The following is a 22,132-nucleotide window of genomic DNA, read 5'->3' as shown; positions in this document are numbered from 1 at the left end:
GTGACGGCCGTCGTCGCCGAGTTGGTCTCGACCACGTTCGTCATCAGCCGTGCCCCTCCTGGACCATATCGGCCGAGATCGCTTTCTTCTCCTTGAGGAAGGCGGTCGGCTCGCGGGTCGAGATCAGCCCGCGCGGCTTCCAGATCATGATCACCACCATGGCGAAGCCGAAGATCAGCATGCGGTACTTGGTCGGGTCGAAGTCCTGGCCGAAGATCTGCTTCAGCCAGTCGAGCTCGCGCAGCAATTCGGTGCCACCGATCATCGCAATCGCCGCAATGGCGCAGCCCCAGAGTGAACCCATGCCGCCAAGCACGACGATGGCGAGGATCACCGCCGATTCCATGAAAACGAAGGACTCAGGCGAGATGAAACCCTGCCGCGCCGCGAAGAACGAGCCGGCGAAGCCGCCGAACATCGCGCCAAGTGAGAAGGCGGTTAGCTTGGTGTTGGTGGTGTTGATGCCGAGCGAGCGGCAGGCGATCTCGTCCTCACGCAGCGCCTCCCAGGCACGCCCGACCGGCAGGCGCCGCAGGCGCAGGCTGACATAAGCTGTCAACAGCGCCAGCATCAGGATGACGTAGTAGAGGAAGATCGTGCGGTAGAGCGGCGAGAATTCGAGCCCGAACACGGCCGCAAAGCCGTTGTCAGCCGCCGTGAACGGTATGCCGAAGAAGGTCGGCCGTGGGATGCCGGAAATGCCGGCATAGCCGTTCGAGAAATCCGTCCAGTTGACCAGCACGAGCCGGATGATCTCGCCGAAGGCGAGCGTCACGATGGCGAGATAATCGCCGCGCAACCGCAGCACCGGAAAGCCCAGGATGACGCCCCAGAAGGCGGCGAGGATGCCGGAGAGCGGCAGCAGGATCCAGAAGGACAGGCCGAAGTTCTTGGCGAGCAGCGCGTAGGAATAGGCGCCGACCGCGTAGAAGGCGACATAGCCGAGATCGAGCAGGCCGGCGAGGCCGACGACGATGTTCAGCCCCCAGCCGAGCATGACGTAGATCAGGATCTGGACGCCGAAATTGTCGATCCATTTCAGCGCCCCGCCCCAGCCGGCGAGGTTGATCGCGATGATCGGGAAGGTGAGCAGGAAACCGAGGCCGAACAGCGAGAAGATCCGCGAATGGCGCTGGAAAAAACCGATCGTGCCATGCGGCAGCAGCCGCACGGCCGACTTGCCCTCGCCGCGCGTCTGCTGGCGTAGCGCCATCAGGAAGCGGCCGACGAAGACGATCGCCACCGCCCAGGCCACCGCATCCCAGCGCGGGTCGAGCACGAGCTGGTTGTCGAGGTTCTGGCGCGTGCCCCAGGCGATGATCGGGATGCACAGGCCCAAGGTGATCAGCGCCGCGAACGCCGCCTCCTTCAGTGCCCTCGTCATGTCGGCCTGCCGCTTGGCCGGGGTCGATGTGTCCATGGCCATGGGCTTCAGACCTTCTCGACTTCGGGCCGGCCAAGAATGCCGGAGGGCATGAACACGAGCACCACCGCGAGGATGCAGAACGCGGCGACGTCCTTGTAGTCGATGGTGAAATAAGCCGACCACATCACCTCGATCAGGCCGATCAGCAGCCCGCCGAGCACGGCGCCCGGCAATGACCCGATGCCTCCGAGCACAGCCGCAGTGAAGGCCTTGACGCCCGGCGTGAAGCCGTCTGCGAAGTTCACCACGCCGTAGAGCACGAGGTACATGACGCCAGCGACCGCAGCGAGCGCAGCGCCCATCACGAAGGTGATCGAGATGGTGCGGTCGACGTCGACGCCGAGCAGCGAGGCCATCTTGCGGTCCTGCTCGCAGGCGCGCTGGGCCCGGCCGAGCGGCGTCTTCTGCACGAGGTACCAGAAGGCGGCTAGCAGCACGACCGTGGTGATGATGATGACGAGTTGCTTGTAGGAGATCGAGACCGGATAGGTCGCGCTGTCGATCAGCAGGATCGACTTGTTCAGCATCGGCGGAATCGGCTTGTTGCGCGGTCCTTGCACGACCTGGACGAAATTCATCAGGAAGATCGACATGCCGATCGCCGAGATCAGCGGCGCCAGGCGGAACGAACCGCGCAGCGGCCTGTAGGCGACGCGCTCGATCGTCCAGTTCCACAGCGAGGTGAAGAACATCGCAAGGATCAGGACGAAGATCAGCGCTAGCACGATCAGACCGGCGCCGAACCAGGCCGAGATCAGCATGAAGAAGATCAGCGCGATGAAGGCCGACAGCATGAAGACGTCGCCATGGGCGAAGTTCACCATACCGATGATGCCGAAGACCATCGTGTAGCCGATGGCGATGAGGCCGTAAATTGACCCCAGGGTCAGCCCGTTAATGAGCTGCTGGACGAATACTTCCATTGAACGACGCCTAACCCCTCGAATCAGTTACCCGTTCTTTTTTGCGCGGCATGACGCCGGCGCATGCGGGATGCGATTACGGCGCAGAGCTACCAACGGTCTGCGCGCTCGACAATCACCCCGCGCCACATTTCTGTCAAAAGCAATCTGCGGGACATTGCATATGCAATAGGCAGCCGATGCTGCTGCCCCGCGCGCATTCCGCGCAAGATGATTGCTCGGCATGCAGTGTACGATTCGCCTCACCAGCCCGGTTTGTCGCCGATGTCGCACCAACCTGCACGCGAGATACCGGAATGGTGGTTCCAATCCCGCTCGGATCATGCGCTTTAGGCCTCGCGCAGGGGCCCGCCCCCTGCCACGATCACGCTTCCACGATTCCCGTTTCCAGGTGCGCCATGGTCCTCGCCGCTCCTCACCTCGCCGATGCTGCCTATGACGAGGCACTGGCTTTGCTCGATCGCGTCCCGCTGATCGATGGCCATAACGACTTGCCTTTCGTCGTGCGTCTCGACCCGGCTGCGAAGGGCGATCTCGCAACCTACGACCTCGGCAAGGTCCATCCCGAGACCGATACCGACATCCCGCGCATGCGCGCCGGCAGGCTCGCGGCGCAGTTCTTCGCGGCGTATGTCCCGCCCAATCACCCCAAGCCTGCCGGTTTCGCACTGGCACAGATCGCGCTGATGCGCCGGATCTGGGAACACCACGCCGACGTCTTCCGGCCCGGCCTCTCGGCCGACGACGTCGAAGCCGCGAAGAAGGAGGGCCGAATCGCGCTGTTCATGACGATCGAGAACGGCTCGGCGCTCGACAACGAGCTCGAGACGCTCGACGCCTATTGGGACCTCGGCGTCAGGCTGATGACGCTCTGCCACAACGACACGCATGACTGGTGCGATTCGGCGACCGACGCTCCGCGCCACAACGGACTCAGCGCCTTCGGCAAGCAGGTGATCGGCCGGATGAACCGGCTCGGCATGATCGTCGACCTCGCCCATGTCGCGCCGAAAGTGATGCACGACGTGCTCGATATCAGCGAGGCGCCGGTGGTCTGGTCGCACTCCAACGCCTTCTCGCTTTGCAACCACCCGCGCAACGTCCCCGATGACGTGCTCGACCGCGTCGCCGGCAAAGACGGTGTCGTGATGGCGACCTTCGTGCCCGACTTCATCAACCAGGCCTCGCGCGACTGGAACCGCCCGGCCAGGGATCAATACGGCAAAGCGCGCGAAGGGTTCGACTTCAAGAAGGCGGAAGCCGAGATCACCCGCACCTCCGGTCCCCGGCCAAGGGCGACGCTGGCACAGTACTGCGACCATCTCGACTATCTGGCCAAGCGGATCGGCCATGACCATCTCGGCATCGGCTCGGATTTCTTCGGCGGCCTCACGCCGGATGGGCTCGAGGACGCCTCGACCTTCCCGGCCCTGATCGCCGAGCTGATCCGCCGTGGCTGGTCGGAAGAGAACCTCGCCAAGCTCGCCAGCGGCAACATGCTGCGGGTGATGCGCTCGGTGGCGAATGCCGCCGCGCGTTGAGCGCGACAGTCGCGACAAGGCAAAATTGAGGCAAAATTTTAAGGGTCTGATGCGAGACCTTTCGGGCCCGACATTGCGAGCGGGGGCGGAGCGCTAGCGACTCCCCTGTCCCGCGCCAGAACAGCCCGGACAGGTCCCGTGAATCTCTTCTCTACCTCAATCAGGAATTACCTCGTCGCCACCATGGCGTGCCTGTGCGTGCCTGGCCTCGGCGCGCTTGGCTTTCTCGCGGAACAGGCCGTCGAAGACGTCCTGACCAGCCGGCGGCTGGTCGAGCTGGTCGCCGCCGACGAGGCCCTGCTCGTCGCCGGCAACACCATCCGCTCCAACCGTGGCCAGGCCCAGACCGCGATCCAGGTCGCGGACGATCCTTCGCCGACGCTGAAGAAGATCGAGCAGGCCAACCGCGACGAACTCGGGCGCGCCATGGCCCGGCTGCGCAGCACCGATCTCGCCGAGCGCAACGCGCTGGCCGATGCGATCGACCAGAAGGAAAAGGCGACCGCGTCGAAGCTGCCGGAGATGTACGCCGAAGCGGGCAAGCCCAAGGCGCAGCGCAGCCTGGCGGCGACGATGCCCTGGTACAATGGCATCGGCGACATCGAGACCGTGATGACAGCCGCCGCCGATGCGACCTCGACGGCGGTTCGCCTGTCCGATCCGGCGCTCGCCGACCTGCAGAACTTCAAGGCGGCCGGCTGGCGCGTGCGCTCGAGCTACGGCACGCAGTGCTCGGTGCTGCGCCCGGTCTTCGGCAGCAACAAGCCGATGGATGCGGCGCAGCTGCGCCGGCTCGGCGAGATGCGTGGCGCCTCCGATGCCGGCGTCGCCCAGTTGACGCAGCTGGCGGCACGTCCCGGCGTCAGCCCGGAGCTGGTGCGCAAGGTCGGCGCGATGAACACCGAAGTCACGGCCGCCAACCGGCTGATGGACGAGCAGATCGGCCGCGTCGGCCAGGGCAGCAGCCCGGTCGTCGGCGCGGAAGAATGGACCAAGCAGTGCAATGGCCCGTTCAACACGATCCTCGCGGCCGTCGGCCAGTCCTTCGACGAGATGGAGAACGTGACGCAGGCGACGCTGACGCGGGCCTGGACCCGGCTCGCCATAACCGGTGGCCTGTTCCTTGCGCTGCTCGCCATCTGCGTCGTGAGCTGGCGCGGCGTGCAGCGCCGCATCGCCCGGCCGCTGGTTTCGCTGCAGACGGCGCTGGCCGGCATGCAAGCTGGTGACTTCGCCCAGAAGATCCCGGCTCCGCCCTGCCCCGACGAGATCGGCACGCTGAGCGGCGCGCTCGAGGTCTATCGCCAGAACGCGCTCGCGCTCGAAACCAACCGGCGTGACCGCGAGGTCGCCATGCTGGCCGACGCGGAGCAGGCCGCCAAGGTCCGTGCTCTCGTCGGCGAGGTTGCTGGAATCGTCGCCGCAGCCCGCGCCGGCGACTTCTCCGGCCAGGCCGAGGCCGGCGATGTTGACGGCCCGCTGCGCGAGTTGGTCGAGGGCGTCAACGAGATCAATGCCGTGGTCGATGCCGCGACCACCGAGTTCGCGGATGCGATGCAGTCGCTCGCCGCCGGCGACCTCACCCACCGCGTGACAACCGGCTATCGCGGCCGCTTCGCCGCGCTGCAGGAGGCGATCAACCAGACCGCCGAGCGGCTCTCGACGACGATGCGGACCATCCAGGCCAATGCCTCCGATGTTGGCCTCTCGGCTCGCGAGATCTCGACCGGCGCGGACGATCTCTCCAAGCGCACCGAGGAACAGGCCTCGTCGCTTGAGGAGAGCGCCGCGACGACCGAAGAGCTCGCCGCTTCCGTCAAGGCCTCGGCCCAGGCCTCGCAGCAGGCAGTGCGCCAGGCCGGTCAGGCCATGCAGGTCGCCCAGGATGGCGGCGCCATCGCCGGCGAGGCGGTCGCGGCCATGGCCCGGATCGAGGATGCCTCGAAGAAGATCTCCGAGATCGTCTCGGTGATCGACGGCATCGCCTTCCAGACCAACCTTCTCGCACTCAATGCGGCGGTGGAAGCCGCCCGCGCCGGTGACGCCGGCAAGGGCTTCGCGGTCGTCGCCTCCGAGGTGCGCACCTTGGCGCAGCGTTCGGGCGAGGCGGCCAAGGACATCTCGGGCCTGATTTCCTCCTCGAATGTCGAGGTCGAGGCGGGCGTGAAGCTGGTCAAACAGGCCGGCGATGCGCTGACGCGTATCGTCGAGGCCTCGCGCGGCGTCCAGACCACCATCTCCGAGGTCGCGACCGCCTCGGCCGAACAGGCCAACGGCATCGAGGAAATGAGCCAGACCGTCGCCCATATGGACGAGATGACTCAGGCCAATGCCGCGCTCGCCGAGCAGAGCGCCGCCAGCGCCAATGCCCTCGCAGGCAAGATCGCCGAGCTCAATGCCCTCGTCGCGGCCTTCAGGACGGGCGATGAGCTCGCGCCGATCGCGAGGTCCCCGGTCGCTGCTACAGCGTATACCCCGCCGCCCCTGCGCACCTCTGACCTGGCGGCGATCGCGAGCGGCCGGGGAGCCGAGCCGGAGCGCCTGCGCAGGCTCGCTGCGGCACTCGTCGAGCAGCAGAAGACGCCGCCGCGACAGGCTCCGGCCCGCAAGCGCGCCAATGATGCCGGTTGGGAAGAGTTCTGAGGCGCATCGACGTCGCTGACAAAAGCGGGCGCGGCTTCGGCTGCGCCCGCTCTGCGTTTAGCGGAACCTTAAGCATGACTTGCCATGCTTTCGCCCGATCCCGGCAGGTGAGAGGGCTATGGCGTTGTCTACCGCAAGTTCACGCTCGGCCGCATCGCGCCTGACGATCCAGCTCAGGATCGCGCTGGTCAGCGTCGTCTTTGTCCTCGGCCTCGTCCTGATCGGCGCCGCCTCCTGGACCGGCAGCGGTCAACTCACTGCCGCCTTCGAGGACTCCAAAGCTTACTCTGCGCTCGCCGCCCGCTCACGCGAGGTCCGGGCCGCGAGCTTCGCACTGAAAGCGTTGAGCCGCGATGTCCGTTTCCGCCAAGAGGCCACTGATCTCAAGGACTTCGGCACCGGCCTTGAATCTCTGAAGCAGGCGATCGCACGTCTCGGCAGCGCCGCCGGAGCCGACCGCGTTCGCGACAGCATCGCCGCGCTCGAAGCGCCCATGAAGGCAATCGAAGCCGACTTCACCGCGATCGGCGCGATGCAGCTCGGCCTGCGCGCCGCCGCTCCGGAAGGCCTCGCCGCCAGGCTGGAAGACGCTGCCGAAGCCCTGGAAACCAAGGTGCGCTCCCACAGCATGGGGGCAGATTCGCCCGACCTCGCCCGGCTCCCCGGCATTTTTGCGGCACTGCGCCGGATCGACGCCGCCTATCGCCTCTCCCTCGACGAAAGCCTGCTCGGGCAATGGGAGGTCGAGCAAGGCCGCTTCGAGCGCGCGCTCGGCCGCCAGGGCATCCCTGCCGAGGCCAAGGCCGAGATCGGCCCGGCTTTCACGGCCTATGCCGAGATCGTGCCCGCCTGGACCAAGGCCGAGAAGGATTTCATGCTCGCCGGTGAAAAACTCTCCGGCGAGTTCGACCTGATCGCCCCGCCGCTGCAGGAGCTCGAAACCCGGCTCGCCGCCGAGGAGGCCCAGGCCGGCGCCCGCCTCGCCGAAGCGCAGGCCCGCACCCAGGCGATCATCCTCGGAACGATCGTGGCCGCGCTCGTGCTCGGCCTGATCGCCGCCTTCATCGTCGGCCGCACCACCGCCCTGCCCTTGCGCCGCCTGCGTGACGCCATGCTCAGGCTCGCGAACGGCGATTACGAGGTCGCCGTCGCCGGCCTGTCGCGCCGCGACGAGATCGGCCAGATGGCGCAGGCCGTGCAGGTCTTCAAGGAGAACGGCCTCTCTGTGCAGCGGCTGGAGGCGGAGACGAGCGAAGGTCGTGCCGAGGCCGAACGCCAGAACCTCACCATTACGAGGCAGCGCGAGGAAGCCGCCGCTGCGCAGGGCTCCCTGCTCGCCGAGCAGCGCGAGGTCGTCGGCCTGCTGGCCGAGGCGCTCGCCCGTCTCTCGCAGGGCGATCTCACCGTGCGGATCGAGGATGCCGTCGCGCACGACTACGAGACGCTGAAGCAGGATTTCAACACGGCGATCGAGCGCCTCGCCGCCACTGTCGATGCGATCAAGGCGACCTCCGTCGAGGTCGCGACCGCCGGCCGCGAGATCACCAGCGGCGCCGACGATCTCTCGAAACGCACCGAGGAGCAGGCCTCCTCCCTAGAGGAGAGCGCCGCGACGACCGAAGAGCTCGCCGCCTCGGTCAAGGCTGCGGCCGACGCCTCGCGCCAGGCAGCCAAGCTCTCGCACGAGGCGAGCGGCATCGCCCGCAAGGGTGGCGCCATCGTCGACGATGCCGTCCAGGCGATGAGCCGCATCGAGGAAGCCTCGCACAAGATCTCCGATATCACCTCGGTCATCGACGAGATCGCCTTCCAGACCAATCTGCTAGCCTTAAATGCCGCCGTCGAAGCGGCACGCGCCGGCGATGCCGGCAGAGGCTTTGCCGTCGTCGCCTCGGAAGTGCGCACGCTCGCCCAGCGTTCCAGCGAAGCGGCCAAGAGCATCTCGGCGCTGATCAAGGCTTCGAACACGCAGGTTGGTGACGGCGTCGAGCTGGTGCGTTCAGCCGGCACCGTACTCGGCCAGATCGTCGAAGCCTCGCAGCGCGTCGCGACGACGGTCACCGAGGTCTCCTCGGCCTCGTCCGAGCAGGCCAGCGGCATCGACGAGATGAGCCAGACCATCGCCCATATGGACGAGATGACCCAGGCGAACGCCGCGCTCGCCGAGCAGAGCGCCGCGTCGGCCACGGCGCTGGGGCAGCAGATCGAGCGGCTGAACGCGCTGGTCGCGGCCTTCAGGACGCATGAGGGTGGCCAGGCTGGTCATGTCGTCGATCTCAGGCACGAGCGCCGCCGCGCCTGAGCTCGACGAGGCGGTTGACGGGAGCAGCGGAGCCGGCGCATGGCTGCGCCCTCTTTCAGGAAGCAGCCTTCTCATGACCGGTTCCGGCACCGACCGCACCCGCCCGTCCATCGCGGGACAAGCCCCGATCGTCATCCTCGTCGAACCGCAGCTCGCCGAGAATATCGGCATGTGCGCCCGCGCCATGGCGAATTTCGGCCTGTCCGAGCTGCGGCTCGTCGCACCGCGCGATGGCTGGCCGAGCGGCGGCGGGCTCAAGAAGGGCGCGACCGCTGCCGCTTCCGGCGCCACCCATATCCTCGACAATGCCCGGCTCTTTCCTGACGCTGCCGCGGCTATCGCCGACCTTAACCATGTGCTGGCGACGACGGCGCGCGAGCGCGGCCAGATGAAGCGCGTCTTCACCCCGGCCGAGGCCATGCCGAACCTCAGCGAACGCATCGCCTCGGACGAGCGCGTCGGCATTCTGTTCGGCCGCGAGCGCATCGGCCTGACCAATGAGGAGATCAGCTTCGCCGACGCGATCCTGACCTTCCCGGTCAACCCCGCCTTCGCCTCGCTCAACCTGGCGCAGGCGGTGCTGCTCTGCGGCTATGAATGGCTCAAGGCCAGCGGCGGCGAGCCGCCCTTCCGCGAGAACAACCCCTCCCCGCCGGCAAGCCGCGCCACGGTCCTCTCGATGTTCGACTATCTCGAACGCGAGCTCGAGCGCTGCGGCTTCTTTCCGCCCGGCAAGAAGCCGGTCATGACCGCCAATCTGCGCGACATCCTGCACCGGCTGGATATGACCGAGCAGGAAGCCCGCACCTTGCGCGGCGTGTTCAAGTCACTGGCCGAAGGGCCACCCGCTCCGCGCAAGAACCCGCGCGGCGACTGAAAGGTCCCATGAAAAAGGCCGGCCCCGAAGAGCCGGCCGAAGTGGGCCTCGAAATCGTAGCGCTCAGAAGCGTTGAGATGGATAACGATTGCCACTGAATTGCATAAGACTCTGAAAATATTCGCTTATTTGTCGTTCATGATTGATAATATGACAAGAACGGTGTTGCCCATCCGCAATGATCAGGAGTTGAACACAGTGATAGCCCGGCGCGCCTTCAATAGCGCCGTAGCCGGGCTATCATTGTGGTCAACTCCGGGACCAGATCATCTCAGGCGTAAAAAAGCGAATCCGAGCGCAATTGTGGAAATAACTAATCCCTTCCCAACCGGTCGATCTTAGAGGCCAAGGAGTAGAGCAGCTCGCTCTCTCTCGTAGCACCGAGTGCTAAATTATAGAGCAACGTCTGGTGTCGTTCTTCATAAGCGGCCAACTTGGCCTCGAGCTCATGAATCTTGTTCCGAAGTCCGTCTCGCTCGCGGCGGAGAGTTACGGCCTCTGGATCGCGATTGCGATGTGGGTTTCGCTTAACACGATCTCTTTCCAAACGGAGCTCGTCGCGACGCACACTAAAAGCCTGCATAATGAGATCGCGATTTGAGAGCGCTTGGCGGGACCATCCCACCGCATCGCTCCCTCGTTTGGTCGATAGCGCTCGCATACCCTGGATTTCTCGAGCCACCCTATTGCGAACAAGTTCCCAAGTAAGCAGCTCAGATGGCCAAGTTCGAATGAGTTCCACAATCTGTTCGATGTCCCTTGGCGTCATGGTTCGGCGCGCGTTCGATCGTGGCGGCGACTTCGTGCGATGAGATTTTGCGGTGACAGGCTGGAGCTCCATCGGGCTGACGCGGCTCTTTTTCATCTCGTCCCCTTTCGAAAGCGCCAATAAAGATCGAGGAAATTGTAAGGGAAACGAGGAAAAAGAACACGTTAGTCATGAGGGAGCACTTCCGGAGTTGGCCCTTTGCTGACGCTCGGAATGTCAGCTTTCGGGCTGTCTGGTTTAAGCGGTGCGTCTCGGCCGGCGCACGTCATAAGCCAGAGCGCCGGATTGAGCTGATATCTGGCGCAAAGTAAAAAACCACAACTCCTTCGATTTCCTGGATTCGGACTTTGGCGATGGAGAAATTGAATCCGATTAAAATATAGCCGCCCCTCTCATCTGGAATATGTTATCGTACTTTACGGAAGATTTCTTCCGGTTCGGAAAGTCCGACATCATGAAAATTCCAGCAGCACTGAAGCCGGCCGCCTGGGGCGCCGTCGGCGGAGCGGTTGCACTCGCCGTCATCGGGTTCACCTGGGGCGGCTGGGTGACGCAGGGCACAGCGGAACGAGAAGCCAAGGCACGCTCGAATACCGCCCTTGTCGCGGCTCTCTCGCCGATCTGCGTGGTGAGGTTCCAGCAGCAGAACAATGCGACCGAACAGCTCGTCGAACTCAAGAAGATCAGCTCCTGGCAACAGGGTGATTTCATCGCCAAGGGCGGATGGGCGACGATGCCGGGCAGCTCATCGCCCGATTCGGATGTAGCCAAGGCTTGCGCGGCAGCTCTCGGCATTCCGAAAACCTGAGACTGCTCGCCAGTCGCGCGGCACTGAGACCAGGCGGTTTCTTGTCGCGCGAAGTGCGTTCTCAGCGTCGCACGACAAAGATCGCAGCGTACCGACGATATGCCTGAATTCGATCAGCCCCCTTCGAGGATGATCTCATGAGCCTCCACTTCCCCAATCCGATCCGACGATATGACGTCGCGCGGAACTGCGTCTGTTTCTGGGGCTCGGATTCCGCTCTGGAGATCGCATTCGAGGTCGAGTTTGCAGCGCTGCACGGCATCGACGCTTCAGCCGGTCCGGACGAAGCGTCGACCCTGAGAGCGTATGATGGGCATCTTGCCACCATTCAGAAGGCCGCCGGGGCCGCTTATTCCCGCAAGCGCCAGGGCTACCACCGCTTGACGGCTTCCGACTTCTAGTCGTGCTCGGGCTTTTCCGTCGACGATGGACCGGCGGGTTTCTCCGGGTCCCATGGCCGTTGCCTTCCGATCTTCCCATCGTCGTCCGCTGGCGCCGGCTTGGCCGGCGCGGCTGCCGTTTGCGGGGCAATGGCTGGCTTATTGGTGTTTGCGGCCGGTTTCGGCTCGATTGTCCTGAAGCGGATCATCACTGTCCTGTCGGTTGGCCGAAGCTCGCAGCATGCGCCTGGTCCCAGGGAACCGCTGCCGAAAAGCACAAAACGCTATTTCCTCTTTGAAGCCGGAGCCTTCGCGATTGCAGCGACAAGACTGGTGGGAGCAAGCGCTGCAGCTTTGGGCTTTTCCTGCTTCGGCTTCTTGGACTCGCGGTTCCCGCGTCGTTCGCCTTTTGACATGCCGTTCTAGTCCTTGTTCGGAGATCGCGGAGCGCGATCTCTCGGGTCGTACCGGCCGGGGCTGGGCGCTTCGCGGGGCAGTCGCCCATCGCAATGCGCATGCGTGGTTGCAGGCGCAGATGTCACGCAGGGAGAGGCGAGCAGGTGCTCGGAGCAGCGCGGCCGGCTAGCAGCTGCCGCGGCTGCCTGGGAACGGATCCAGGCAAGTCATGTCGAAGCAGAAGCGCAGCCTAGGCCAGGGCGGAGGAGAGCGCACGCGGTTTCTTTTGCGGCTGCCCGTTGGGTCAGATTGGCAACAGCCGATAAGCCGACAACCAGAACCTCAACCGAGGACCGACCGATACAGCGCGAGATAACGATCGGCCATGCGGTCGACGGTGAAGCGCGCTGCGACTGCTGCCCGGCAGGCGGCACGGTCGATCTCGGAGAGGCGCGCGATCGCAGCCACGGCCTCCTCGGTGCTGTCGACCAGGAATCCGGTCACGCCGTGCTCGATCAGCTCCGGCATCGAGCCGCGCCGGGACGCGATGACGGGCGTTCCGCACGCAAGCGCCTCGACGACTGACAATCCGAACGGCTCCTCAAAGTTGATCAGATGAAGCAGCGCCTTCGCCGAGCCGAGCGCATGCGTGCGGGCGCTGCCGCCGACGGGGCCGAGATAGACGACACTCGCGCCGGCGAGCGCGGGGGCGACCTGAGCGTCGTGATAGCCGCGGTCCTGGACGATGCCGGCCATGATCAGCCGCCGCCCGGCTCCGCGCGCGGCGGCGATCGCCTCGGCCGCGCCCTTGTCGGGGTGGATGCGGCCGAAGAAGAGCAGGTCGTCGCTCCCGATCGGATCGAACGGGAAATCCTCGATCCGGATGCCGTGGTGGATCGTCGCCGCATAGCGCAGATCTGGGTGCCGGTCGGCGGCGCTGATTGCAACATAGTGGACCTTGTCCTCATAGGCCTTGAAGGCCGGCAGGATACGTGGCGAGGAAAAGCCATGGATCGTCGTCACCACGGGCGTGTCGACCAGGCGCGAGAAGGCGAGCGGCACGAAATCGGCCTGGTTGTGGATGAGATCGAACTCGCCGGCGCGCTCGAAGACATGGGCGACGTGCAGCAGCTCCCAGACCTTGGCGTCGATCGTCGGATCCTCGGAATAGGGCGCCGGGCAGACGCCAGCCAGGGTGCCCGCCGTATGGCTGTCCCGGGTGGCGAACAGGGTGATGTCGACGCCCCGCGCCACCAGCGCCTCGGTCAGCAGGCTCGTCACCAGCTCCCATGGGCCGTAATGGCGCGGCGGCGTGCGCCAGGAGATCGGCGCCAGCATGGCGATGCGCAAGCGTTCGTCCCTCCGTGTGGTCAGTCGGCGAGCGTCAGGATCACGCCCTCGTTGGGCTGCAGCAGCAATACGCCGCCCTGCACCGGCGTTACATCGGCGAGCGTAGACAGGAGGGGGCGGCAATCATGCGCCCATTCCGGCAGGGCGAGGTGCTGCGGCCGCGCCCCGAGATTGAGCGCCACGATCAGCCGGTCCGCACCATGCCGCCGCTCATAGGCAAGTACGTCGCCCTCGGCCTCCAGCAGCGCGAAATCGCCGATCGCCAGGGCGGGATGGGCGCGCCGGGCCGCGAGCAGTCGGCGATGCAGCGCCAGTACCGAGCCTGGTTCGGCCAGCTGTCGTGCTACGTTGCGCGCCGGCCAGTCGGCGTTGAGCGGCAGCCAGGGCCGAGCCGTGCTGAAGCCGGCATGCGCACTGTCACCCCACGGCATCGGCGTGCGGACCGGATCGCGCCCGAGGCCCTTTCCCGGCTGGCGCAGCTCGCGCGGATCCTGGACCTGATCGGGCAGGATCGGCACGTCGCTCAGGCCGAGTTCGTCGCCATAATAGAGGGTGGGCGTGCCCCGCAGCGTCAGCAGCAGCATCGCCGCGACCCGGGCCTGGCTTTCCCCTAGTCTGCTCGCGACGCGCGGGCGGTCATGATTGCCGAGCACCCAGTTCGGCCAGCCGCCGGGCGGCAGCGCCACCTCGTAAGCGGCGATGAGCGCGGCCAGCGAGCGCGCCTGCCAGGGCGCCTCGATCAGCTGGAAATTGAAGGGCAGGTGCACGCCTGCCCTGTCCCCACCGTAATAACGCATCAACCGCTCGACCGGCAGGTAGATCTCCCCGATCAGCAGGCGCTCGCCTTGCCCCACCGCGCCATACCCGTCCGCGAGCGTGCGCATGTCTGCCGCGATGCCATGGACCTCGGGCTGGTCGGTCGAATGCAGCTGGATCAACCGGTCCTTGTCGTCGAGCGCAGGCCGATAGGCCGGGTTCGGCGGGTTGTCGGGGAAGTCGGCGGCTTTGACCAGGTGCCAGAGCACGTCGATGCGGAAGCCGTCGACGCCGCGATCGAACCAGAAGCGCAACACATCGTGCATCGCCGCCCGCACCGCCGGATTGCGCCAATTGAGGTCCGGCTGCTGCTTCAGGAAGGCGTGGTAGTAGTACTGGCCACTGGCTTCGTCCCATTCCCAGGCGGGTCCCCCGAAATCGCTGATCCAGTTGTTCGGCGGCCCGCCCCCGGGGGCAGGATCGCGCCAGAGATACCAGTCCCGTTTCGGATTACTGCGCGAGGAGCGGCTCTCCACGAACCAGGGATGCTGGTCGGAGGTATGGTTCGGCACGAAATCGAGCAGGACCTTGAGCCCGCACGCATGGGCCTGCACCAGCAGATCGTCGAAATCGGCGAGCGTGCCGAAGCGTGGATCGACGTTGCAATAATCGGAGACGTCGTAGCCGAAATCGGCCATCGGCGAGGGATAGATCGGCGATATCCAGATCGCATCGACGCCGAGCTCGGCGAGGTAGCCCAGCCGCCGCGTGATGCCCTTGAGGTCGCCGATCCCGTCGCCGTCGGTGTCCTGGAACGAGCGCGGGTAGATCTGGTAGATCACGCCGCTCTGCCACCATGGCACGGTCATCGCCGCGTCAGCGCATGCAAGCGCGGCACGTGAGCTTGAAGCCTCTTTCGCTCTTCACCGAACTGGCCCCGCACTGCACTTGTCACCCTGGGTCGGAACAAAACGACTCTGGTGACGGTTAGTCCGTTATGCCCATTTCCAGGACCATCCCGCCGACACCGCCCATCGATCATTCCGCGCAGCCGGACAGTTCGCCCGTCGATCACGACATGGAGCTGTCGCTCCCCGCCGATGCGCCGCGCAATATCGTCAGGAAGCGGCAGCAGCGGAAGGCGCGCTCGGTGGCAGGGCGCCATATCGATGAAGCGCTGTCGGGGCTTCCGATCTCCGATCAGGCCAAGGCCTCGCGCAAGGCAAAGCTGATCGAGCTGCCGGATGACACACCGCTGAAGCGACGCATCGAGGACGCTGACGCCAAGCCGGTCTGATCGGTGCCGGCGCGGAGCCGGTTGGCTTTGCTCAGCCACCGGCAGCAGGCCCTTCATCTGCGGACAGCCGTCGGCAGGTGCCTCGTGTAAAGCGCTCGATCTCGGCGAGCGCATCATCGAGGGATTTGAAGGGCCCCCGCCGCATGGCCTCCATCGTGTGCAGTGCATGGCCTGCCGGATAGATCATAAACTCGCCGGTCGCCCTGTCCTCGATATATCCCATGTCGCGGCCGAGCAGATCGGTCAGCAACCAGGCCGTTCCATCCGGCTTCTGCGTGACATCGATATCCAAGCGAACTCCGTTGGTCGGAACCCGCGATCCGGCGGGCTCAAGGTGCGGGCTTCAACCAGTCAGAACAGTGGTTTTATCGTCGAGTCCCCGGAAGTGGACATTGAGCCAGTCAAACCGTCCGTTTGCGCTTGGGCGTCGGTGGCGCGGATGCCGCAGCGGCGCGGTCGGCGGCCTCCTTCTGCAGCCGGAGTTCTTTCAGGCGCGCCGTGTTGGCGTCGCGCGCCTGGTTGATGGTCTCCGTTTCGGAAAGGACGCGGTTGCGCGTCAAGGATTGGGTTTGCGTCCTCAGGAACGCGGCATCTGCCGTCACGCGGGATTTCGAGTTCTCAGCCAAGTGTCTTCTCCAGAGGGGTCGGCTTGCGGGATGAGACTGACCTCACATCGAGCGTCAGCCGGCGGGGCTGCGCACCGATTCGAGGCTGTCCAAAACAATCTGATCGTGCCCGATCGCCCGCTCATGGCCGTCGGCGCCGCGCACGCGGTATTCGCGCTCGCCGCTCGCACGCGTCGGCATGATCCGCACGATCTCATACTCGCCGCTACCGGATTGATCGGCGAAGCCGAAGGATAGCCGGACCACGTCCCCAAGCTTGATCGAGCGCTGGATTGCAGACTCGTGCTGGGTCATTTTCATGTTCCTTTTCAATGAGCGGCGCCCTGCCGCAGATCGTGGGCCTCGTCCGCAGCAACGGGATCCAGGGCCTGCAGCAGCGCCTCGATCCTGATCGTCGCGAAATTGCAGTAGGTGTCGGAGACCGCGTAAGGCAGGACGATCTGTCCGCCATGACGCATCGCGCCACAGGTGTAGACGACATTGGGAACGTAGCCCTCGCGCTCGGACGGCTCCGGTCGGACCAGAGGTTCGCGTGAGCGCGCCAGCACCCTCGACGGATCCTTCTTGTCGAGAAGGACGGCGCCGATCGCATAGCGCCTTACCGGCCCGACGCCATGGGTGAACAGCAGCCAGCCCTCATCGAGTTCGATCGGCGAGCCGCAAGTCCCGATCTGGATGAACTCCCAGGGATATTGCGGCTTCAGGATCGCGACGCCGCTATCCCAGTTCATGAGATCGTCCGAATAGACGAGATAGAGGTTCTCGTTGTCCTGCCGCGCGATCATGGCGTAACGGCCGCCGATCTTGCGCGGAAACAGGGCCATGCCCTTGTTCACGGCAGCACTGCCTCGCAGCGGCGACATCCGGAACGACAGGAAGTCGGTGGTCTCGATCAGCTCGGAGCGTATCCCCCTGCCGTTATAGGCCGTGTAGGTCGCGCGGAACACGGTTCGCCCACCCTCGTCGAACTCGACGAAGCGCGCATCCTCGATCCCGTTCGACTGCGAGGCCGTGATCGGAAAGATCACCCGCTCGCTGATATCGCCGTCCGGCGAGAACGCCACCTCGAGGTCGTCGCCATCGAGGCGCACCATCCGGTTGCGGAAGGTCGCGATCGTCGCGAGGCGCGAGGTCGGATCGACGCTCAGGCTGCCGTCGGCAGCGATCGTGCCGGAGCGGAAGGTCAGGGACGAGATATGCCCCTCGCCGACCGCGCGCACGCTGAGAATGAAGCGACGTCCGCCTGGCGGAGCGCCGGACTGATCGGGGTGCGAGACGATGCTCGGGTTGAAGAGCGCCGCCGCCTCGAACGAATACTCGTGCAGGAAATAGGACCCGACCAGCTGGCGTTGCGTTCTGGTGAACTCGCCATGAGCAGTGAACACTTCTTCCATCTCGTCGGCGCGCGCCTCGAAACGCTCCAGCAGATTCCGGTGCCGGCCGTTGAAATTCTCCAGCACCTCGGCGAGCTGGCTTGCTGCCGCCTCCTGGTCCAGCCCTATCACACGCGCGACGATGTGGTTCGCACGAAGCTTGTCGGTCGGGTTCATGTCGCGCGGATCGGGCGAGGGCCCGAAGCGGCGCACCACGACCCGGGCGGGATCCGGGTACAGGTGCAAGGCCTGCCGGTTCAGGAAGGTGGCTTGCGACACGTCGCCCCCACGTCGGTTTGTGCGGATCGCCGGAGGCTCAGGCGTGCAAGACCCGAAGCGGCGCCAGTTTCGGGCGGTCCCCACTCATGCGGGAGAGCTGGCGAATCTCGGCGAGGCTGAGAAGGTAGGATACCACGGATTCGCCGCCGCGGTTCTCATTCGGCCGGTCGCGGTGCAGGCCGTCGCGGCAGGCGCCGGTTTCCAGATCGACCAGCGGTGTCGACAGGTCGTTCTCGCCCATGAACCAGGCGAAAGCGCGTAGCGCTTCCGCCCGCCATTGTGCGTCGCCATCGGCGCGCCAGGCGGCGAGGCAAGCCGAGATGGTCGCGGTGGCTTCCAGAGGCTGCTGGTCGAATGCCTTCGGCGGGCTGAGCCTGTCGCTGAAGCTGTCCGAGCCAACCGGCCTGAACAGACCGGCAGGCGTGCTCTGCACCCGGACCAGCCAGCGCAGCGAGCTCAGGCCGGCCTCGACATAGGCGGGAACCTGCATCGAAAGCCCGGTGGCGATCAGTGCCTGGGGCAGCCGGGCATTGTCATAGGACAGGCCTTCCTCGAACCAGGCCCAGTCCGGCGTTTCAACAGTCGACAGCAGGGCGAGCAGGCGGTCCGCCAGCAGGGAGCGCAGCCGGATGGTAGAAGATGGCGCCGCGACCACGGCGCAGTAGGCGTCAAGACCAAGCAGCGCGAAACTCCAGGCACGGGGCGAGCTGAAGTTCTCGACGACGGGCAGCGCCTCGGCGAACAGCGCAGTCGCCCAGCGCCGCCGCGATGGGCTGGTGTCGCTGCGTGCGCACTCGCCAAGAGCCCAGAGCGTCCGGCCGTGGCTGTCCTCCGAGCCGACCTCCTCCAGCCAGCGTCGATCGAAGCTCATGAAATTGCGGAAGCGCTGCGCCTGCGGATTCCAGGCATGCTGGACGAAGGACGCGAACCGCGCGGTCAGCGGCTCGGGCAAGCCCTGCTCGCTGGTCCCGCCGAGTGCGCAGGCGAGCAGCAGTGCGCGGGCGTTGTCGTCGACGCAGTAGCCATGCGTGCGATCGGGTACGGAATGGACGGCATGCTGGAACAGGCCAGTGTCGTCGCACATGCAATGGAGATGGTCGGTGCGCAGCTCCGGCGGCGCGGAAGGCTGGAGGAACGGCCTTGCCTGCGCCGTCCCGGCAACCACGTTCAGCAAACGGCCGCGGCGTGCCGCCTCGAAGGTGGCGAGGTAGCGCTTTGCGGTCTGTTCCCACGTCATTGAACGGCTGCTGGCATAGGCGCGCCGCCGCATGGCCTGTCGCCGGGCAGTATCCGTCAGCAGCCCTGCGATCTCATTGCCGGTCGCGACGATGTCGCCGAACGGCACCATGACGCCGCGGCCGTCGGCCAGCAGTTCCTGGGCGTGCCAATAGGGCGTCGAGACGACCGCTTTTCCAAGCCCGAAGCTGTAAGCCAGCGTGCCCGAGGTCATCTGCGCCTCGTTGAGATAAGGCGTGACGTAGACGTCGCACATCGAGATGAAGCCGAGCAGCGTCTCGCGATCGACGAACTGGTCGAGGAAGACGACGTGGTCCTCGATGCCGAGCTCGTGGACACGCTTCTGCAGGCCGATGCGATAGGCTTCGCCCTGCTCGCGGACGAGATGGGGGTGCGTCGCACCCAGGATGACGTAGACGGCATCGGGCCGGCGCCGCAGGATCGAGGGCATCGCATCGATCATCACCTCGATGCCCTTGTTCGGCGACAGCAGGCCGAAGGTCAGGATGACCGAGCGGCCGGTGAAGCCGTGCCTGGCCTTGGCATCGTCCGGCTCGACGAAGGCAAAATCGGGGATGCCGTGCGCGATCACCTCGATCTTGTCGGCGGGAAGCCGATAGATCGTGCGCAGCAGGTCGCGCCCTTTCTCGGCCATGACGACGACCCGGGAGGAGGCATCGACGATCCGCTCCATGACGCTGCGCTGTGCCGGGTTCGGTTCCGACAGTACGGTATGAAGCGTGGTGACAACCGGCATCGTCAGGCGTGACAACAGTCCGGCGACATGCGCGCCAGCTTCGCCACCGAAGATGCCGAATTCGTGCTGCAGGGAGACGACGTCGAACCGGCCGCCATTCAGGAAGTCGGCGGCACGCGCATAATCCTGGACCCGGTCGTCCTGGATTTGGAAGCCGACGGAGCCCGGATAGTCGTAACCGTCGCCAACGTCATTCATCGCCACGATGGAGGTCGCCAGACCGGGGTCCGACGCGGCGACCGCCTGCTGCAGGTCCGTGGTGAAGGTCGCAATGCCGCAGCGGCGCGGCAGCGAGTTGCCGATGAAGGCGATCCGGTGAAGCGGGTTCAAGGTCGTGCCTCCATAAGGGAAATGGGCGAAACCACCGGTGCGGCGAGCGTGAGGCGTCGGCGAGATGCGGCGCTCATCGGTGAGAGGGCGTCATTCGCCGCGAGCGGACGAAGCAGGTCGCCGCTGGGCTCCGCGGCGGCATAAGCTATGAGGCAGGTGAGGCCTTCCTCGCCTGCCTCGACGGATAGGGTCTCGTCCTGGGCGAAGTAGCCTTCGCCGACACCGGCTTGCGCCGGGCCGAGCCGCCCATGGCCGGCGATCACCAGCAACCAGGTCTCAGAACGGGCACGCAGTTTCCACACCGACCCCGGTGCAAGCTCGAGTCGTTCGAGCACGAAGAAGGCGCTCGCCACGAGCAGGGTTCTGGCGTTACCGAGCCCTCGCGAGGGCGCCTGCTCCGCAGCCGGGCCGGCATTAGCAGCGGCAATGCCGGCTTCGACGTGGAGCTCGCGGCCGCGACTGTGATCGAACAGGCGGAAGGTTGTGTCGCTGCGCTGCTGAATCTCGGCGAGCACGAGACCGGGGCCGATCGCATGTATCGTCCCAGCTGGGATGAAGATGATGTCTCCTGCCGCGACCTTTCGCCAGGAAACCTGCGTTGCGATAGAGCCATCGGCGATCGCCGCCCGCAATTGCGCGCCCGTCAATTCCGACTTGAGCCCAACACCTACCGTGGCGTCCGGCTCGGCGGAGAGCACGTACCAGGCTTCGGTCTTGCCGCGCGGAAGCCCCATGGTTCGTGCCGCATCGTCGTCCGGGTGCACCTGGATCGACAGGGCTTCGCGCGTGAACAGCAGCTTGAGCAGCAAGTCAGGCTCGAGTGCATCGGGATCGCGGCGCTGGAACCAGATTTCGCCGATGGCGACACCGTGATGATCGGTTCCGCTCCAGGGCAGGAGGTCGTGTGAGCCCCAAGGTTTAGATACGGCCTGCAAGCGAGCCAATTCGAGAGCCATGGCGAACTCCAAAGTCGCCCGGGCTTCGACAAGCTCGACAGGATTGTCGAACGACGCGGCGGCGGGGCCGGCAAGGCGTGGACAACAGGCTTTTTGCAGGCCCTGCCCCTACGAGAGCGATTCAGTTCGAGACCGACATCTGCGTAACGCAGCTGGTCGCGGCGACCGCGTTCTCAAAGAGGCCGATCTTGAAGCCTTGGAGGGTTCCGACGAACGGCTCCCCCCGTCGGAGTAGAGGGAGGGGTTCGATCGTCGGGGAAGACGCTCCGGCAGAGACTGACGGCCAGCGATTTTATGACGAGTCGTTCCAGTTCTGATATAGGATTAACTTAGGTCGATATAAGATATTAATGCAGATTTATTTTCAGCGGCACGAAAATAATGGATTGAAATCGATTTTTATTAGAGGTATTTTCAGCCTAGCGATCGTAAAATGCTGATAAATTGAAGATATTGTTTATTTCACAGTGACCTCGGCTGATTATTATTTTTATCACCTCTGCTGACCCGGGAGGCAGCGGCCATATGAGCGCTATGAGAGCCTCGATGTCCACGTCGACCGCCGATCGGAAAAGCTGGAACTGGCCGCTCGTCACTCAGCGCGGTTTGATCGCAGCTATGGCACGTGCTTTCGCCGTTATAACGGTTTGACTGACCTTCATAGGCGAAGCGTCGACGCCAAAATAGCGGCTTCTGCCTATGCTCCCTGCGCCCGTCGGTTCAACGCTGACCTATGGCCTCATCAGCGTTTGCCTTTTCGGGGTCGCCGTGTGAGGCTTCGGAAAATTCTACGGTGTCGAGCTAATTCTACGGTGTCGAGCTGTTGCCCCGCGCGGCGCCGCTCGCCGCGAGTACCTTGCTACCTCTCATATTCGGCATGCGGCTGATACGCATGCGAAAGCGCCGTCACCTGCGTGCATACTCGGCGGAACTGAGAGACCACACGGCACGGATGTAGCCCAGCCATCGGCAGTGGCCTGATTATGTTACGTGATCGGTAACTCGCTTTCGCCGCCTCTAAGGTGACGCCCAAGTGTCTTCGTATACTTAAGTGCGAAGGCGAAAGTCTGCTCCCGGGCGGTGGTTCAATGTTCGCAACTGGCGCAC

General features: G+C 65.0%; 18 protein-coding genes. 7 read left to right on the top strand and 11 right to left on the bottom strand.

All coding sequences use genetic code 11. The features are described from left to right. Positions 1–43 precede the first annotated feature (43 nt). Complete coding sequence (gene livM / locus BLM15_RS03035) at positions 44–1,420, bottom strand: high-affinity branched-chain amino acid ABC transporter permease LivM (RefSeq protein ID WP_442859417.1); 1,377 nt, start codon at positions 1,418–1,420, stop codon at positions 44–46. An 11-nt stretch (positions 1,421–1,431) separates the two neighbouring features. Beyond that, positions 1,432–2,349, bottom strand: a complete 918-nt coding sequence (locus tag BLM15_RS03030) for a branched-chain amino acid ABC transporter permease (RefSeq protein ID WP_126110252.1) — start codon at positions 2,347–2,349, stop codon at positions 1,432–1,434. A 398-nt stretch (positions 2,350–2,747) separates the two neighbouring features. On the opposite strand from BLM15_RS03030, the gene BLM15_RS03025 reads away from it, so the two are divergent. The 4 genes from BLM15_RS03025 to BLM15_RS03010 all read left to right on the top strand — a co-directional run bounded on the left by BLM15_RS03025 (position 2,748) and on the right by BLM15_RS03010 (position 9,712). Next, the gene (locus tag BLM15_RS03025; protein WP_126110250.1) at positions 2,748–3,890 is read left to right on the top strand and encodes a dipeptidase; all 1,143 of its coding nucleotides are present in this window, start codon (positions 2,748–2,750) and stop codon (positions 3,888–3,890) included. Between the two features lie 138 nt (positions 3,891–4,028). Further along, positions 4,029–6,533: a methyl-accepting chemotaxis protein gene (locus tag BLM15_RS03020; RefSeq protein WP_126110248.1), complete on the top strand. Its 2,505-nt coding sequence runs from the start codon at positions 4,029–4,031 to the stop codon at positions 6,531–6,533. A gap of 118 nt (positions 6,534–6,651) precedes the next feature. Beyond that, positions 6,652–8,835, top strand: a complete 2,184-nt coding sequence (locus BLM15_RS31580) for a methyl-accepting chemotaxis protein (RefSeq protein ID WP_126110245.1) — start codon at positions 6,652–6,654, stop codon at positions 8,833–8,835. Between the two features lie 73 nt (positions 8,836–8,908). Then, complete coding sequence (locus BLM15_RS03010; RefSeq protein WP_126110243.1) at positions 8,909–9,712, top strand: RNA methyltransferase; 804 nt, start codon at positions 8,909–8,911, stop codon at positions 9,710–9,712. A 713-nt stretch (positions 9,713–10,425) separates the two neighbouring features. Here the strand turns inward: BLM15_RS03010 and BLM15_RS03005 are convergent. Further along, on the bottom strand, positions 10,426–10,653 hold the full coding sequence (locus BLM15_RS03005) for a hypothetical protein (RefSeq protein ID WP_126110241.1): 228 nt from the start codon (positions 10,651–10,653) through the stop codon (positions 10,426–10,428). Between the two features lie 282 nt (positions 10,654–10,935). Between BLM15_RS03005 and BLM15_RS03000 the strand changes: the two genes are divergently transcribed. After that, positions 10,936–11,289 (top strand): hypothetical protein, encoded by a 354-nt coding sequence (locus tag BLM15_RS03000; protein ID WP_126110239.1) that lies wholly within the window; start codon positions 10,936–10,938, stop codon positions 11,287–11,289. A gap of 137 nt (positions 11,290–11,426) precedes the next feature. Beyond that, positions 11,427–11,690, top strand: coding sequence for a DUF1488 family protein (locus BLM15_RS02995; RefSeq protein ID WP_126110237.1), 264 nt, complete (start codon positions 11,427–11,429; stop codon positions 11,688–11,690). 717 nt (positions 11,691–12,407) lie between these two features. Here the strand turns inward: BLM15_RS02995 and BLM15_RS02990 are convergent. Beyond that, positions 12,408–13,415, bottom strand: a complete 1,008-nt coding sequence (locus BLM15_RS02990) for a glycosyltransferase family 4 protein (RefSeq protein WP_126110235.1) — start codon at positions 13,413–13,415, stop codon at positions 12,408–12,410. Between the two features lie 20 nt (positions 13,416–13,435). Continuing rightward, positions 13,436–15,040 (bottom strand): alpha-amylase family glycosyl hydrolase, encoded by a 1,605-nt coding sequence (locus BLM15_RS02985; protein ID WP_206438599.1) that lies wholly within the window; start codon positions 15,038–15,040, stop codon positions 13,436–13,438. A gap of 209 nt (positions 15,041–15,249) precedes the next feature. On the opposite strand from BLM15_RS02985, the gene BLM15_RS02980 reads away from it, so the two are divergent. Continuing rightward, the gene (locus BLM15_RS02980; RefSeq protein ID WP_126110233.1) at positions 15,250–15,468 is read left to right on the top strand and encodes a hypothetical protein; all 219 of its coding nucleotides are present in this window, start codon (positions 15,250–15,252) and stop codon (positions 15,466–15,468) included. A gap of 31 nt (positions 15,469–15,499) precedes the next feature. On the opposite strand, the gene BLM15_RS02975 is transcribed toward BLM15_RS02980, so the two are convergent. The 6 genes from BLM15_RS02975 to BLM15_RS02950 all read right to left on the bottom strand — a co-directional run bounded on the left by BLM15_RS02975 (position 15,500) and on the right by BLM15_RS02950 (position 21,025). Beyond that, positions 15,500–15,760, bottom strand: coding sequence for a hypothetical protein (locus BLM15_RS02975; protein ID WP_126110231.1), 261 nt, complete (start codon positions 15,758–15,760; stop codon positions 15,500–15,502). A 109-nt stretch (positions 15,761–15,869) separates the two neighbouring features. Continuing rightward, positions 15,870–16,094: a hypothetical protein gene (locus BLM15_RS02970; RefSeq protein WP_126110229.1), complete on the bottom strand. Its 225-nt coding sequence runs from the start codon at positions 16,092–16,094 to the stop codon at positions 15,870–15,872. A 54-nt stretch (positions 16,095–16,148) separates the two neighbouring features. Continuing rightward, positions 16,149–16,388, bottom strand: a complete 240-nt coding sequence (locus tag BLM15_RS02965) for a hypothetical protein (protein ID WP_126110227.1) — start codon at positions 16,386–16,388, stop codon at positions 16,149–16,151. Positions 16,389–16,402: 14 nt separating this feature from the next. Continuing rightward, on the bottom strand, positions 16,403–17,746 hold the full coding sequence (locus tag BLM15_RS02960; RefSeq protein WP_126110225.1) for a glycoside hydrolase family 130 protein: 1,344 nt from the start codon (positions 17,744–17,746) through the stop codon (positions 16,403–16,405). 37 nt (positions 17,747–17,783) lie between these two features. Beyond that, a complete protein-coding gene (locus BLM15_RS02955) occupies positions 17,784–20,069 on the bottom strand; it encodes a glycosyltransferase family 4 protein (RefSeq protein ID WP_126110223.1) in 2,286 nt (761 codons plus the stop codon). Continuing rightward, the gene (locus tag BLM15_RS02950; protein WP_126110222.1) at positions 20,066–21,025 is read right to left on the bottom strand and encodes a class I mannose-6-phosphate isomerase; all 960 of its coding nucleotides are present in this window, start codon (positions 21,023–21,025) and stop codon (positions 20,066–20,068) included. The genes BLM15_RS02955 and BLM15_RS02950 overlap by 4 nt, the downstream gene beginning before the upstream one ends. Positions 21,026–22,132 lie beyond the last annotated feature (1,107 nt).

The sequence above is a fragment of the Bosea sp. Tri-49 genome (assembly GCF_003952665.1).
Classification (GTDB): domain Bacteria; phylum Pseudomonadota; class Alphaproteobacteria; order Rhizobiales; family Beijerinckiaceae; genus Allobosea.
This window is presented reverse-complemented; position numbering and strand designations above follow the sequence as displayed.